Origin of the sequence: Bradyrhizobium sp. LB8.2, assembly GCF_040548035.1 — a bacterium.
Classification (GTDB): domain Bacteria; phylum Pseudomonadota; class Alphaproteobacteria; order Rhizobiales; family Xanthobacteraceae; genus Bradyrhizobium.
The window spans coordinates 71,146-84,304 of the sequence record NZ_JBEPQV010000017.1; the positions used below are offsets into that span (position 1 = coordinate 71,146).

The window sequence follows — 13,159 nt, forward strand, 5'->3', positions numbered from 1 at the left end:
TTGTCTCGTCCCTGATCAGCGCGAAGCCACGAGCGGCCACAATTCATCGGCACCGCGGTTTGCGACCAGCTTGCCGAGCTCGACGGCCCAATGGCTCTCCGAACCGAAATCGTCGCGCCAGGCCAGCGCCCGCAGCGAATAGCGATGCAGGATGTGCTCCAGGGTGAAGCCGATCGCGCCATGCACCTGATGCGCGATGGCGCCGCCCTTTTCCGCAGCTTCCGCGCAGCGGATTTTTGCCGAGGCGGCTTCGAGGTAGACCGCGTCGTCGAACGACTTTGCATTGGCGATGGCGTCGGCCGCGGAGGTCGCAGCCGCAAGCGCAGCAGCCGACTCGCCGGCGAGGCGGGCGAGGTTGTGCTGCACCGCCTGGAATTTGGAGATCTTCTTCTCGAAGGCGACGCGCTCGTTGGAATAGCGCACCGAGATGTCGAGCATCGCTTCCAGCGCGCCCGCAATCTGAAGGCTGCGCGCGACGCCGCCCATCAGCATCAGGGTGGTTTGGTCAAAGCCCTTCGGGGCGGGCTTGATGGTGACGGGCTGCACCTTGTCGAGCGTGACGGTGTCGCTGTGGTCATAGCCGACATTGAGCCCGGTCTCGATCCGCCCCTTGCTGGCGTCGACCAGCGCGATCGCAGCGCCGTCCTTGCCGTGTGCCAGCACTGCGAAGTGCTTTGCCGCTTTCGCAAACGGAACGCCGCGGGCGCGGCCGGAGAGCGCGCCGTCGGCGTCGCGCGTGATCCGGTCCTTCGGCGAGGCCGGCAGCAGCGTCATCTCTCCCTCTGGGGAAGGAATCTTCGCCTGCGCCAGCAGCCAGCCGGCCAGCATGGTCTCGGCCAGGGGAACCGCGACTGCGAAACGGCCGGCGGCGTTCAGCAGCGCAAAGCCGTCGGCAAGGCTCGCGCCGGAGCCGCCGAGATCGTCGGGCACCCAGGACAGCGGCAGGCCGGCTTCGCTCAGCGCGTGCCACAGCGGCGCCTGCCACGAATCCTTCTTGTCGTTGTTGACGGTCTGCGGATCGGCGAGATCGGCGAAGATCTTCTCCGCGGTCTCGACGACGATATTGTAACTCTCCGCCACAGCGTTCCCCGTGTTTTGCCATTGGCGCATCCGGCCCGAAAGGGCAGGGCGCGCAGGTTCTTCTTGCGCCGGATGATCGGAAAAAGCCATGGCCCTGACAAGCGTTGATCGCAGGTCAACCTGCGGCGCGGGCATGGGCGATAAGCTAATTCCGCTTAGCGGAGTTTGCTGATTTGCAGGGCGCGGCAAACTCGCTAAACAAGACCAGCTACCTCAGGCTTGCATCAAAGACATTGGAAGGAAATCAGGATGGCAAAGGACAGTTTGTGCGCAATCGTGACGGGGTCCGCCTCCGGCCTGGGCGCTGCGACCGCGGAAATTCTCGCACGGAGCGGGGCGCGGCTCATCATCAACTATTCCTCGAGCCAGAAGGAAGCGGAGGCGACCGCGGAGCTTTGCCGCAAGGCGGGCTCGCCGGAAGTTCTGGTCGCGCAGGGCGACGTTTCGAAAGATGACGATTGCCGCAAGATCGTCGCGGCAGCCAGCGGCTGGGGCCGGCTCGACGTGCTCGTCAACAACGCCGGCACCACCAAGCATGTCGCCCATGCCGATCTCGATGGATTGTCGGCGGAAGATTTCCAGCGCCTCTACGGCGTCAATACCATCGGCCCGTTCCAGATGGTACGTGCGGCACGCAGCCTGCTCGAGGCCGGCGCGAAAGCCTCGGAGCGGCCGTCCGCCGTGGTCAACGTGTCCTCGGTCGCCGGCATCAGCGGCGTCGGCTCGTCGATCGCCTATGCCGCGAGCAAGGGCGCGCTCAACACCATGACGCTGTCGCTGTCACGCGCGCTGGCGCCGCTGATCCGCGTCAACACGGTGTGTCCCGGTTATATCGACACGCCCTGGTTCACCAAGGGCCGCGGCGAGGCGGGTGCCAAGCAGGTGCGCGACAGCGTCGTGGCGAAGGTGCCGCTGAAGGTCGCGTCATCAGCGGAAGACATCGCCCAGCTCGTCTGCTTCCTGGCGATGCCTGCCTCCAGCAACATGACCGGCGAGGTCGTGCGCATGGATGCGGGGATGCATTTGATTACGTGAGCTCGCTCCGCTAGCGCGGCAAACACAACCGTCGTCCCGGCGCAGGCCGGGACCCATAACCACAGGCCGTGGTTGTCGTTCGAAATCGACAACTACCGATCTTCGCCAAACCAAATTCGGTGGCTATGGGTCCCGGCCTTCGCCGGGACGACACTGAATTTCTTGGCAGGCCACGCTGCAAAGCGACGGCGGGCTACCCCTTGATCACGCCACTCGCGACCAGTCGGTGCCAGATGAACAGCACCACCACCGCGCCGATGGTGGCCATGATGAATCCGGCGCCCTGGTCGGGACTGTAGTGTCCGATCGCCTGGCCGACGAAGGTCGCGAGAAATGCGCCGACGATGCCGAGGATGGTGGTGAGGATGAAGCCGCTCGGGTTGTTCGGTCCCGGCGCCAGCCAGCGCGCGATGAGGCCGGCGATGAAGCCGACGACGATGATCCACAACAAGCCACCCATGCTCATGTCCGTGCTCCCCTCGTTTGACTCAAATCAGATTCTGCCCGAGATCTCGTTTTCGGTCGGCAGCCGTCCGTCCGGCGTCAGATGGTCGATCACCTTCGGCAGATACTGGCTGAGGCCGGAGAGCAACTCGTCGCGCGACAGGCCGCTCTGGGCGGACAGGCTCTCGATCTGGTCGGCGCCGAGCGCGTTGGCGAGATCGCCGGGCGCGATCGCCTTGTTCTCGCCCTTGCCGACCCAGGTATTGGCGGCCTCGCCGTGGCCGCCCTGCTGAAGCTGGTTGAGGAGATCGCCGAGACCGCCGCTGAGCACGCTGCCGGCCGCGCCACCCGCGAGCAGGCCGCCAAGGCCGCCCTTGAGCAGGTCACCGAGGCCGCCGCCTCCGCCAAGTGCGCCTCCAAGACCACCTCCAAGTCCGCCGCCAGCACCCGCATTCACCGGCGGGGGCAGGTGCGTCGGCGTCGGGGACTGCTGCGGTGCCGCGCCGGGCTGGCCCGCGGTCACGTGCTTGAACGCCTTCCAGGCGAGCAGGCCAAGGAGCGCCATGGTCATCGGCGACATGCCGCCCGAGGACTTCTCAGAGCTTGGCGTGCTGGGGCCGCGCGGGCCGTTCTGCATGCCGTTGAGGACATCGAGTAGACCCATGGTGCTCTCCTTTGGCGTTCTCGTCGGCGAGCTCTCGCCGCTGATCGGCCCCCGGGCAAAAACATATGAGGCTCTCATGACGGTTACAAGGCGGATGCGGCGCGATGGGCAGCAGGCCTCGCCTCTGCTATCGAAGGCCGGCCATTCGGGGAGCAAGGCGAGGTGATGACGGATCGACCGATCGTGGTGGCCGGCGCGGGCGCCATCGGATGTTTCGTCGGCGGCATGCTGACGGCTGGCGGCCGCCGCGTCGCGCTGCTGGTGCGGCCGCGGGTGAAGGCCGAGATCGAACGGTTCGGCCTGCTTCTGACCGATTTCGACGGCTCCGAGAAGAAGCTCGACCCCGGCCAACTTGCGCTGTCGGAAGATCCCGCGATCTTCCACAGCGCCGGTATCGTGCTGGTCACGGTGAAGAGCGCCGACACGGCCGGTGTCGCGGAGCAGATCGCGCAGCATGCGCCGCAGGATGCCGTCATCGTCTCGCTGCAAAACGGCGTCGGCAATGTCGCGGTGCTGCGCGAGCGCCTCGGCGGCCGCCGCGTAATCGCCGGCATGGTGCCTTTCAACGTGATCGGGATGGGCGAGGGCCACTTCCACCGCTCGACCTCCGGCGACATTCATGTTGGCGAAGACGAGGCGAACACGGCCGCAGCGCTGTCGGCGCCGGGGCTCGTCATGCACGCGAGCCGCGACATCACAGGCGTGCAATGGGGCAAGCTGATCATCAATTTGAATAATGCGCTCAGCGCCTTGTCCGATGTGCCGCTCGCCGCGCAACTGGCGAACCGCGGCTGGCGAAGGCTGTTCGCCGATCAGATGGCGGAGGGGCTGACCGCGATGAAAGCCGCCGGCATCACTCCGGTCTCGGCGACGCCGATCCCGTCGTCCTGGATGCCGACCTTGCTGAGACTGCCTGATCCGATCTTCAACCTGATCCTGGGAAGGACGATGAAGATCGATCCCGAGGCGCGTTCCTCGATGTGGCAGGATTTGAAGCAGGGCCGCAAGACCGAGATCGACTATCTCCAGGGCGCGATCATCGCGCTCGCCGAACAGAACAGCATCGACGTGCCGCTGTCGCGCCGCATTGTTGCGCTGATCAACGAGGCTGAGGCCGCGGGCAAGGGCCCGCCGCGGCTGACGCCGCAGCTGATCCACGGCGTTGCATGAGCTCACGCCGGCCGACGGGAGAATTGCGATGAAACGCTATTTGACGATCGGGGTCGCATTGGCCGCCCTCTGCGCAGGTTCCACGTTTGCCCAGGCAAGGCCGCCGACCGTCACGAATTCGCCCGGCTATGACGCACGCCTGAAGGAAAGCCGCTCACAGTTGGGTAGCTCACCCGCAGCAACCGCACCGGTGGTCAAGCCGAAGCGCAGCAAGACGAAGCGGACGAACTGAGGCTGGGAGACGGATCTCCATCCAATGACGGCTGTGGCTAGCTCAGCCCTTCTTCGCGGGCTTGCTCGGCGTCGGGCTGAACAGCTTCTTCAGATCATTCAATCCATCCGACAGCCGCGGCCATTCGCAGGAGAACGAGCCCTTGGTGCAGGGCGCGCCCTTCGGCCGCGGCCGTGCGTCGCCGATGGCGGCCTGCTGCACTTTCGGCCGCTCGACCGGCACAGGCACACGCTCGACCTCGGTTTGCAGCGCGACCCGCTGGAGCTGTTGCGCCTGTTGTTCCTGCTGCTCGCGCTGCTGGCGCGCGACCGCCTGGGCGGCTTCATTGCTGCGGCGCTGAACGGCGAGATAGGCGGTGTAGGATTCGTCGATCTTCTTCTGCTCCTCCGGCGTCGGATTGGGGCCGGCGATGTCAAAGCTGCGGTCCTGGAGGAAGTCGTAATAGGAGTAGCCGCCGCCGGCCTTGCGCCGGCCGGCGAATTTCGCGTTGCAGTCGGCGAGCGCGGAGGTTTTCTCGGTCTTGGTCGCGGCTTTCTCGGCGGCGTCGGCGCATGCCTCGAAGTCAACAGGCGCGCGTTTCCACCATTGTGCCTGGGCATGCGACGGCGCCAGCAGGAAAAATCCTGCTGCCGCCAAGACAAGCGCCGCACGACGCGATGCAACTACGTCCGACATTCTACGAGAGCATTCCTTGCAAAACTCAACCCGAACTGAGTCGGGTCGGATTTTTGCCCCTTTATGGCCGGCTTGTCACCCATGGAACCCGGGAAATTCATGGCTGCGATGCTGACATTTTTTGCTTGACGTGGCGCAGGAGTCACAGCGTCACTTCATCCTGCGGTTGCCTCGTTGGCGACGCCAAGAAGACGAAGTGGAAACGCCTGATGCTGCTGCCCTTGTCCGATGTGCCGCGCTGGTACGCCGAGCGCAAACCTCAAGGCACGATCGCCGTCCGTCACGGGCAGGACACGCTGACATGGGACGCGCTTGAGCGCGGCGCCAACCGGCGCGCACGGGCGTTTGCGGCCAAGGGCGTCAAGCCCGGTGATTTCGTCGCGATCGGATTGCCCAACGGCAATTCATTCTTCGAGACTTCTTTTGCGGTGTGGAAATGCGGCGCGACGCCGACCTCGCTGTCATGGCGCCTGCCGCGCGGCGAAGCCGCCGCGGTGCTCGACATCCTGAAGCCGGCGCTGGTGGTCGGCGGCGAAACCGACTGGAATGCGCCGAACCGTCTGCCCGCGGATTTCGTACCGGAAGGATTTTCCGACGAGCCGCTCACCGCACCGGTGGCGCGCTATTGGAAAGCCATGACCAGCGGTGGCTCGACCGGCCGGCCGAAGGTGATCCTCGATCACCAGCCGGCGGTGACCGACACGGCCGCCGCGCCGCCGCTCAACATCCCCTTCGGGGTCTCGCTGCTCAATCCCGGTCCGCTCTACCACAATGCGCCGTTCATCGTGTCGCACTACGCGCTGTTTACCGGCGGCCAGCTCACCGGCCTCGTCAAGTTCGACGCCGAGGAGGCGCTGCGACAGATCGCGCGCGAGCGCGTGCAATGGGTCAATTTCGTGCCGACCATGATGCACCGGATCTGGGCGCTGCCGGAGCACGTGCGCAATGCCTACGATGTGTCGAGCCTGCAGACCGTCTTCCACATGGCCGCTCCGATGCCGCCCTGGCTGAAGGAAAACTGGATCGCCTGGCTCGGGCCTGAGCGGATCTGGGAGCTCTATGGCGGCACCGAGCGGCAAGGCTCATGCATCATCTCCGGCACGGAATGGCTGACGCACAAGGGCTCGGTCGGCAAGATCGGCGAGATGGCGCGCCTGCGCATCGTCGGCGAGGACGGCAACGACGTGGCGCCGGGCGAGAGCGGCGAGATTTATTTCCTCAACAATGACGGCAAGGACGCGACCTATCACTATCTCGGCGCCGAGCCGAAGCGCCGCGCGGATGGCTGGGAGTCGCTCGGCGACATCGGCAGGCTGGATGCGGAAGGCTATCTCTATCTCGGTGACCGCCTTGCCGACATGGTGTTGCGCGGAGGTGCCAACATCTATCCGGCCGAGATCGAGGCCGCGGTCTCTGAGTGTCCCGGCGTGCGCTCCTGCGTGGTGGTGGGATTGCCCGATCCGGAACTGGGCCAGCGCGTGCACGCCATCATCGAGCCGGAGGGCGACGCGGACGGTCAGGTGATCGCCGACGGCATGGCGGATTTCCTGAAGGAACGGCTGAGCCGCTACAAGCATCCCGAGAGCTTTGAGATCGTCAGCGCCCCGCCGCGCGATGATTCCGGTAAAGTTCGCCGCACGCTGTTGCGCGATGAGCGCGCGGCGTGGATGAAGGAGGGGCGCGCCTTCCGGATCCTGCCGGCGCAGGCGCAGGCGCGGGCGCGCGCCGAGTAAGACAATTCACGGGAAGGACTGACGATCATGACCATCACCATCGCTGCGAACTCTGTGCCGAAGCCGCCGGCCGAGATCATCGAGGGTTTTCGCGGTGCGCCGACCTCGGTCATTTCGGACAATCTCGCCCGGCTGCCGGGTGCCGTCGGGCTAAAGCCCTATCATCGCGGCGGCAAGCTGGTGGGCACGGCCTTCACGATCCGCACCCGGCCCGGCGACAATCTCGCCATCCACCGCGCGCTCGAACTGGTCGGTCCGGGCGACGTCATCGTGGTCGATGGCGGCGGCGACGAGACGCGGGCGCTGGTCGGCGAGATCATGAAGACTATCGCGCAGTGGCGCAAAGCCGAAGGCTATGTGATCGACGGCGCGATCCGCGACGTTGCGGCGTTCGCGGCCGACGACTTTCCCTGCTACGCCCGCGCGGTGATCCACCGCGGTCCCTATAAGAACGGCCCCGGCGAGATCAATTTGCCTGTTTCGATCGGCGGCAGCGTGATCTCGCCCGGCGACATCGTGGTCGGCGACGAGGACGGCGTGGTGTCGTTTCCCGCCGCCGGTGCCGCGGCGCTGCTGGAAGCGGTGCGGGCCCAGGTCGCGCGCGAGGAGGAGACGCTGAAGGCGATCCGCGAGGGCCGCTATCAGGGCTCGTATGGAAAATCCTGATCAGAAAAAAAGAAGGGGAGGATGGCGTGAGCCAGAAAGAGGAATTCCACAATCTCGACGATACCGGCGACGGGCTGCTTCGCGAACTCGCGGCAGGGGTGACCACGCGCATCTTCTCCGGCGAGCAGGCGATGCTGTCGGTGGTGACGCTGGCGCCGCATGCGGAGGGCACGCTGCACCATCATCCCGAGGAGCAATGGGGCGTGCTGCTCGACGGCTCCGCGATCCGCGTCCAGGGCGACGAAGAGATTCCCGTGAAGAAGGGCGATTTCTGGCGCACGCCCGGTAATGTGCCGCATACCATGCGCGCCGGCCCCGACGGCGCCCGCGTGCTGGACATCTTTAGTCCACCGCGGCCAGAATACAGAAAAGCGGGGTCCGGTTTCGGAACGGCTTAAAGCGCTCACAAGCAAAAAAGCAAAGCGCGAAGGCAAAACAGGGAGGACAACATGACGATCACACGACGGGCGCTGCTGGCTGCGCCCGCCATCCTCGCGATGGCACCGGCAAGCGCACAGGCCTCAAAAATCACGCTGGTGGTGCCGTTTCCGCCGGGCGGATCGACCGATGCGATGGCGCGGCTGCTCCAGAGCCATCTGCAAACCAAGCTCAATCGCATCGTCATTGTCGAGAACAAGTCGGGCGCCGCCGGCGCGCTCGGCGCGGCGCAGGTCGCCAAGAGCCCGCCTGACGGCTCCACGTTCCTGGTCACCTTCGATTCTCACGCGGTGATCCCGTCCATCCTCGACAAGCCGCCCGTTGATGTCGAGCGCGAGCTGATACCGGTGTTGCTGGTCGGCACCGCGCCCTACGTGATCGCGGCCGGTGCGGGCCGTCCCTATAAGAGCTTTGCCGACGTGGTGGCGGCCTGCAAGGCGACGCCCGGCGCAGTGAAATATGCCTCCGTCGGCATCGGCACGCTCGGCCATCTCGCCATGACCGTGCTCGGCAACAAGGCCGGCGTCGAGATCATGCACGTGCCCTATCGCGGCGGCGGTCCCGCGATGAACGACGTGCTCGGCGGCCATGTCGATCTGATCGCGGGATCGGCGGCGCTGGTCGCAGCGCAGCTCGGCACCAACATGCTGCGTCCGATCCTGCAACTCGGCCGCGAGCGGCTGCCGGGCCTGCCGGATACGCCGACCGCGATCGAGGCGGGCTTTCCGGATTTCGAGACGCTGGCATGGTGGGGCATCTTCGCGCCCACGGGTACGCCGCCTGACATCGTCGCAGCCCTCGCGACGGCGTCCAGGGAGATCCTGAGCGAGCCCGCGACCGCGGCGCAGCTCAAGGAGACCCAGCAGATGACGCTGCTGCTCGAGGACGGCCTCGCCTTCAAAACCTTCTTCGACAAGCAGGTCGCCACTTGGGGCAAGGTGGTGAAGGACAATAATATCAGGGCGTGAGAGGCCCCTTCCCGGGATTGCCATCCCAGGTCCGGTGCGCTGGCGCGGGCTTGAACGTCAGAGCATCTTGCCAACGATCTTTGTCATATCTGCTGCCGAAAACGCGCGCAGCGTTTCGGTGCGGACATTGCCAAGCGCGCTGAGACTAAGGCTGAGCGACATTGCGGCAGCCTCATCTGGAGCCTCGAGAACGGTCACAACGTCATATCGTCCCTGCGTCCAGACGATCTCTTTCACGGTCACGCCGAACGTTTTGGCCATTTCCTTGAAAGCGTCGACCCGCTTCGGCGAGTCCTTGACGTTGCGGACTCCCTGATCAGTGAAGTTCCCCAGCACGACATAGGTTACCATGGTCGTCCTCCCTGGTTAGAACCCAGATACAATTCTCGCTTGAGGAAACTGCGCCGAGTTTGCCACGGCGGCTGAGACGGCGCTACTCGCGAGTTGGGAACGTCAGCGGATGTGACTTATGCGGTCCGGACAACGGTCGCGCGAAACTGAGCTCATGGCCGTCGGGGTCGGTGAGATGGAAGTAGCGCTCACCCCATTCTGCATCGCGCGGCGCGGTCGACGGCTGCCATCCGGCGCCGCGTGCGCGCGCGTAGACCCCGTCGACATCGGCGACGTAGAAGATGACGCGGCCCCACCAGGACCAGCGCTTGTCTTCCGGCTGCGCAGTCAAGTTGAGATAGCCGGTGCCGGCGCGAAAGCTTGTGAATGCAGCGGCCTCGCCGCCATATAGCAGTTCGAACCCCAGCGAACGATAGAACTGCACGGCGCGCCCCATGTCATGCGTGCCGAGCGTGATGGCGCTGATGCTTTCGATCATGTGGGCTACTCCGCCGAGTGGGATCTGGAGGCGATCGTACAGCCGTCCCGTTCAGGTTGACGATGATCTGGCCCGCCTTGCGGCTGGCGAACCGCATCCTGCTCTGCTATGAGGGGGCCGAACCCGTCCCGCGGGTTCCGCGGTCCCGTAGCTCAGCCGGATAGAGCGACGGTTTCCTAAACCGTAGGTCGGAAGTTCGAGTCTTCCCGGGATCGCCAGTCTCTCAATGAGCAATCGCTGCGTTTGCCACGCTCGTCGGCGCAAAAATTGCTAGAAGCGCGAAGCTTCCTTCCTTGCCCGGGGCTGACTTGCCGGTCCCACCTCACTGCCATATCTGGAGATACGATGTCTTTCGATTTGATCCTGCGCGGCGGACGCGTCGTTGACCCCTCGCAAAAGCTCGACGCCGTGATGGACGTGGCCTTTGCGGGCGGCAAGGTGGCGGCGGTCGGCAGCGCCCTCAAGGCGGATCCGGGCACGGATGTGCGCGACGTCTCTCGCTACATCGTGACCCCGGGGCTGATCGATCTCCACACCCATGTCTATTGGGGCGGCACTTCGCTTGGCATCGACGCCGAGGAATTCTGCCGCCTCTCCGGCGTCACCACCGCGGTCGATACCGGCAGCGCGGGGCCCGGCAATTTCGCCGGCTTCCGCAAGCACGTGATCGAGCCGAGCCAGGTTCGCATTCTCGCTTATCTGCACGTCTCGCATGCCGGCATTTTCGGCTTCTCGCACCGGATCATGGTCGGCGAGAGCGAAGAACTGCGGCTGATGAATCCGATCGAGGCGGCCAAGGTGGCTAACGAAAATCGCGATCTCATCGTCGGCATCAAGGTGCGCGTGGGCTTGCACTCCTCGGGCACGTCGGGCGTCGTGCCGCTCGATATCGCGCTCGAGGTCGCGAACGAGGTCGGCATGCCCCTGATGGCGCATATCGACCATCCGCCGCCGAGCTACGAGGAGGTACTGGCGCGCCTGCGCCCCGGCGACGTGCTCACCCATGCGTTCCGGCCCTTCCCCAACACGCCCGCGACCGCGCAGGGCACGGTGAAGCGGGCGGTGCTCGACGCCCGCGAGCGCGGCGTGCTGTTCGACATCGGCCACGGCAAGGGCTCGTTCGCGTTCAAGACCGCGCGCGCCATGCTCGCCAACGGCTTCTATCCGGACACCATCTCCTCCGACATCCATCAGCTCTGCATCGACGGCCCGGCCTTCGACCAGGTGACGACCCTGTCGAAATTCTTGTGCATGGGCATGCCGCTGTCCGACGTCATCGCAACCTCCACCGTCAACGCTGCGATGGCGCTGCGGCGTCCCGAGCTCGGCAGCCTCAAGCCGGGCAGCGTCGGCGACGCCACGCTGATCTCGGTCAAGGAAGGCCAGTTCGACTATGAGGACGTCGTCGGCGAGCACCTGATTGGCGATCGCAAGATCGTGTCCGAAGGCGTCGTCATCGGCGGCCGCTGGTGGCATCCGAACTAGAGCTTCGTGGGGCCGTCAGCCTACTCGTTCTTTTCCACATTCCAGAACATTGGCGTTGCCGGGCCGTCGATCACGCTGGTCAGTGATTTGCGCCATGCGCTCGGCGCCTGGAACTGGCCGAGCGGGATGTAGATCACCTGATCATAAGCTTCCTTCTGCACCTCGAGCGCGATCTTCTTGCGCTCCTCGGGCGAGGTCGCGCGGGCAAAGGAATCGCGCAACTCCTCGAGCTTGGGGTCCTCGGACCAGCCGTACCAGCCACCACTCGTGCCCTTGCCGCCCATCGGGACGTTGACCAGCGGGTTCAAGGAGTCGGCGGCGCCCTGGTAGGTGAAGAACATGTTCCAGCCGCCTTCCTTCGGCGACTTCTGGTTGGCGCGGCGGGTGACCAAGGTCTGCCAGTCCATCGCCTGAAGGTCGACCTTGAAGCCGGCCTCGCGCAGCAGCTGTGCGACCACGATCGGCTGCGCTTTCAGCAGGATCTGGTCGCCTGGCGCCAAGATCACCACGGGCGTGCCGTCATAGCCGGACTCGGCCAACGCCTTCTTCGCGTCCGCCATGCCGTTGCCCTTGATCAGGGTCTCGCCGCCGGCGTCGCTGGCCAGCGGCGTATCGCAGATGAAGAATGCGCCGCAGAACTTATAGTATTTGGGATTGCCGATCTGGGCGTCGAGCACGTCCTTCTGGTTGATCGCGAGCAGCGCGGCGCGGCGGATCTTCACATTGTCGAACGGCGGATGCAGGAAGTTCATCCGGCCGAACGACTGGAAGCCAAATTTGTTCAGGATGGAAACAGTGATGTCCGGATTGGACTCGAGCGTGGGCAGCATGTCGAACGGCGGCGTTTCGACGAAATCGACATCGCCGGACTGCAGCGCGTTGAGCGCGGTCTGCGCATCCGGCATCGTGATCCACTCGACGCGGTCGACCTTGACCACCTTGCCGCCCGATGTCCATTCGGCCGGCTCCTTGCGCGGCACATAGTCGGTATTCTTTTCGTAGATGGCTTTCACGCCAGGCTGGAATTCGCTCGCGACGAACTTGAATGGGCCGGAGCCGATCTGCTCCGGAATCTGCTTGGTGATCGGGGTCTCGGCCAACCGCTTCGGCATCATGAAGGCGACGACGGCCGACGGCTTGGCGATCGTCTCCAGTACCAGGCCATAGGGCTCCTTCAGCTTGAGCACGATCGTCTTGGCGTCCGTTGCCTCGATACCCGAAGTGAAGTCCATCAACTTGCGTGCCATGCCGTCGACGCTCGTGCCCCAACGCTTCAGCGAGGCGACGCAATCCTCCGCCGTCACCGGCGCTCCGTCATGCCATTTCAGGCCGTCGCGCAAGGTGAAGGTATAGGTCAGCTTGTCCGCGGACACCGTCCAGTCGGCCATCTGCGGCCGCACCTTGAAGCTGGGATCGATGCCGAGCAGCGTGTCGTAGACCATATAGCCATGGTCGCGGGTAATGATGGCTGTCGTGAAGCCGGGATCGGTGACGCGAAGGTCCGATTGCATCACCGCAATGAGGGTCTTGGGGCCGGCAGCGGCTGGTGCCGGTGACATCCATGCGGTGGAAAGGGCAGACGATGCAACAGCAGCAAGCTGGAGGAGTTTCCGGCGCGAGACGTGAACCATTCGCTTGTCTCCTGACGGGACGAAAACGAAACCAGATGGTTGTTGCCCGTCACACGCAGCGTAAGGTCTGGTGCCGCATCTTGCAATGACGGGTTGTCTCGTAAATTTG

At 64.9% G+C, this 13,159-nt stretch carries 15 protein-coding genes and 1 tRNA gene; 9 read left to right on the top strand and 7 right to left on the bottom strand.

All coding sequences use genetic code 11. The features are described from left to right. Nucleotides 1–15 precede the first annotated feature (15 nt). Nucleotides 16–1,080 (bottom strand): acyl-CoA dehydrogenase family protein, encoded by a 1,065-nt coding sequence (locus ABIB06_RS21065; protein WP_247348557.1) that lies wholly within the window; start codon nt 1,078–1,080, stop codon nt 16–18. 249 nt (nt 1,081–1,329) lie between these two features. On the opposite strand from ABIB06_RS21065, the gene ABIB06_RS21070 reads away from it, so the two are divergent. Then, a complete protein-coding gene (locus ABIB06_RS21070; RefSeq protein WP_247348560.1) occupies nt 1,330–2,115 on the top strand; it encodes an SDR family NAD(P)-dependent oxidoreductase in 786 nt (261 codons plus the stop codon). 193 nt (nt 2,116–2,308) lie between these two features. Here the strand turns inward: ABIB06_RS21070 and ABIB06_RS21075 are convergent, their stop codons facing one another. Then, nucleotides 2,309–2,581, bottom strand: a complete 273-nt coding sequence (locus ABIB06_RS21075) for a GlsB/YeaQ/YmgE family stress response membrane protein (RefSeq protein ID WP_247348566.1) — start codon at nt 2,579–2,581, stop codon at nt 2,309–2,311. Nucleotides 2,582–2,608: 27 nt separating this feature from the next. Continuing rightward, nucleotides 2,609–3,223, bottom strand: coding sequence for a YidB family protein (locus tag ABIB06_RS21080; RefSeq protein ID WP_247348569.1), 615 nt, complete (start codon nt 3,221–3,223; stop codon nt 2,609–2,611). A gap of 162 nt (nt 3,224–3,385) precedes the next feature. Here ABIB06_RS21080 and ABIB06_RS21085 point away from each other — a divergent pair, with 162 nt between their 5' ends. Beyond that, entirely contained in the window at nt 3,386–4,393 is a 1,008-nt protein-coding gene (locus ABIB06_RS21085; protein WP_354069217.1) for a 2-dehydropantoate 2-reductase, read from the top strand. A gap of 28 nt (nt 4,394–4,421) precedes the next feature. Beyond that, a complete protein-coding gene (locus tag ABIB06_RS21090) occupies nt 4,422–4,625 on the top strand; it encodes a hypothetical protein (protein ID WP_247348572.1) in 204 nt (67 codons plus the stop codon). Nucleotides 4,626–4,667: 42 nt separating this feature from the next. Here the strand turns inward: ABIB06_RS21090 and ABIB06_RS21095 are convergent, their stop codons facing one another. Further along, nucleotides 4,668–5,300 carry a hypothetical protein gene (locus tag ABIB06_RS21095; RefSeq protein ID WP_247348574.1) on the bottom strand — a complete coding sequence of 211 codons (633 nt, stop codon included), beginning with the start codon at nt 5,298–5,300 and terminating at the stop codon, nt 4,668–4,670. 209 nt (nt 5,301–5,509) lie between these two features. Between ABIB06_RS21095 and ABIB06_RS21100 the strand changes: the two genes are divergently transcribed. The 4 genes from ABIB06_RS21100 to ABIB06_RS21115 are packed head-to-tail and all read left to right on the top strand — an operon-like array spanning nt 5,510 to nt 9,105. After that, on the top strand, nt 5,510–7,033 hold the full coding sequence (locus ABIB06_RS21100) for an AMP-binding protein (protein WP_247348576.1): 1,524 nt from the start codon (nt 5,510–5,512) through the stop codon (nt 7,031–7,033). 27 nt (nt 7,034–7,060) lie between these two features. Further along, on the top strand, nt 7,061–7,699 hold the full coding sequence (locus ABIB06_RS21105) for an RraA family protein (protein ID WP_247348578.1): 639 nt from the start codon (nt 7,061–7,063) through the stop codon (nt 7,697–7,699). A gap of 26 nt (nt 7,700–7,725) precedes the next feature. After that, nucleotides 7,726–8,097 carry a cupin domain-containing protein gene (locus ABIB06_RS21110; protein WP_247348580.1) on the top strand — a complete coding sequence of 124 codons (372 nt, stop codon included), beginning with the start codon at nt 7,726–7,728 and terminating at the stop codon, nt 8,095–8,097. A gap of 51 nt (nt 8,098–8,148) precedes the next feature. Next, nucleotides 8,149–9,105 (top strand): tripartite tricarboxylate transporter substrate-binding protein, encoded by a 957-nt coding sequence (locus ABIB06_RS21115; RefSeq protein ID WP_247348582.1) that lies wholly within the window; start codon nt 8,149–8,151, stop codon nt 9,103–9,105. A 57-nt stretch (nt 9,106–9,162) separates the two neighbouring features. Here ABIB06_RS21115 and ABIB06_RS21120 read toward each other — a convergent pair whose 3' ends face one another. Then, nucleotides 9,163–9,456: a GYD domain-containing protein gene (locus ABIB06_RS21120; RefSeq protein WP_247348584.1), complete on the bottom strand. Its 294-nt coding sequence runs from the start codon at nt 9,454–9,456 to the stop codon at nt 9,163–9,165. Between the two features lie 82 nt (nt 9,457–9,538). Next, a complete protein-coding gene (locus ABIB06_RS21125) occupies nt 9,539–9,934 on the bottom strand; it encodes a VOC family protein (protein ID WP_247348586.1) in 396 nt (131 codons plus the stop codon). Nucleotides 9,935–10,075: 141 nt separating this feature from the next. Between ABIB06_RS21125 and ABIB06_RS21130 the strand changes: the two genes are divergently transcribed. Together ABIB06_RS21130 and ABIB06_RS21135 are read left to right on the top strand one after the other, a co-directional pair. Then, nucleotides 10,076–10,152: transfer RNA gene (locus ABIB06_RS21130), tRNA-Arg, on the top strand. Nucleotides 10,153–10,279: 127 nt separating this feature from the next. Then, complete coding sequence (locus ABIB06_RS21135; RefSeq protein ID WP_247348588.1) at nt 10,280–11,419, top strand: amidohydrolase/deacetylase family metallohydrolase; 1,140 nt, start codon at nt 10,280–10,282, stop codon at nt 11,417–11,419. A 20-nt stretch (nt 11,420–11,439) separates the two neighbouring features. Here the strand turns inward: ABIB06_RS21135 and ABIB06_RS21140 are convergent, their stop codons facing one another. After that, a complete protein-coding gene (locus tag ABIB06_RS21140; RefSeq protein WP_247348590.1) occupies nt 11,440–13,050 on the bottom strand; it encodes an ABC transporter substrate-binding protein in 1,611 nt (536 codons plus the stop codon). Nucleotides 13,051–13,159: the final 109 nt, after the last annotated feature.

Excerpts from the sequence above, each read along its gene's own strand:
- ABIB06_RS21070 (WP_247348560.1), top strand. The coding sequence starts at position 1,330 with ATGGCAAAGGACAGTTTGTGCGCAATCGTGACGGGGTCCGCCTCCGGC.
- ABIB06_RS21075 (WP_247348566.1), bottom strand. The coding sequence starts at position 2,581 with ATGAGCATGGGTGGCTTGTTGTGGATCATCGTCGTCGGCTTCATCGCC.
- ABIB06_RS21080 (WP_247348569.1), bottom strand. The coding sequence starts at position 3,223 with ATGGGTCTACTCGATGTCCTCAACGGCATGCAGAACGGCCCGCGCGGC.
- ABIB06_RS21090 (WP_247348572.1), top strand. The coding sequence starts at position 4,422 with ATGAAACGCTATTTGACGATCGGGGTCGCATTGGCCGCCCTCTGCGCA.
- ABIB06_RS21095 (WP_247348574.1), bottom strand. The coding sequence starts at position 5,300 with ATGTCGGACGTAGTTGCATCGCGTCGTGCGGCGCTTGTCTTGGCGGCA.
- ABIB06_RS21100 (WP_247348576.1), top strand. The coding sequence starts at position 5,510 with ATGCTGCTGCCCTTGTCCGATGTGCCGCGCTGGTACGCCGAGCGCAAA.
- ABIB06_RS21105 (WP_247348578.1), top strand. The coding sequence starts at position 7,061 with ATGACCATCACCATCGCTGCGAACTCTGTGCCGAAGCCGCCGGCCGAG.
- ABIB06_RS21115 (WP_247348582.1), top strand. The coding sequence starts at position 8,149 with ATGACGATCACACGACGGGCGCTGCTGGCTGCGCCCGCCATCCTCGCG.
- ABIB06_RS21120 (WP_247348584.1), bottom strand. The coding sequence starts at position 9,456 with ATGGTAACCTATGTCGTGCTGGGGAACTTCACTGATCAGGGAGTCCGC.
- ABIB06_RS21125 (WP_247348586.1), bottom strand. The coding sequence starts at position 9,934 with ATGATCGAAAGCATCAGCGCCATCACGCTCGGCACGCATGACATGGGG.
- ABIB06_RS21135 (WP_247348588.1), top strand. The coding sequence starts at position 10,280 with ATGTCTTTCGATTTGATCCTGCGCGGCGGACGCGTCGTTGACCCCTCG.
- ABIB06_RS21140 (WP_247348590.1), bottom strand. The coding sequence starts at position 13,050 with ATGGTTCACGTCTCGCGCCGGAAACTCCTCCAGCTTGCTGCTGTTGCA.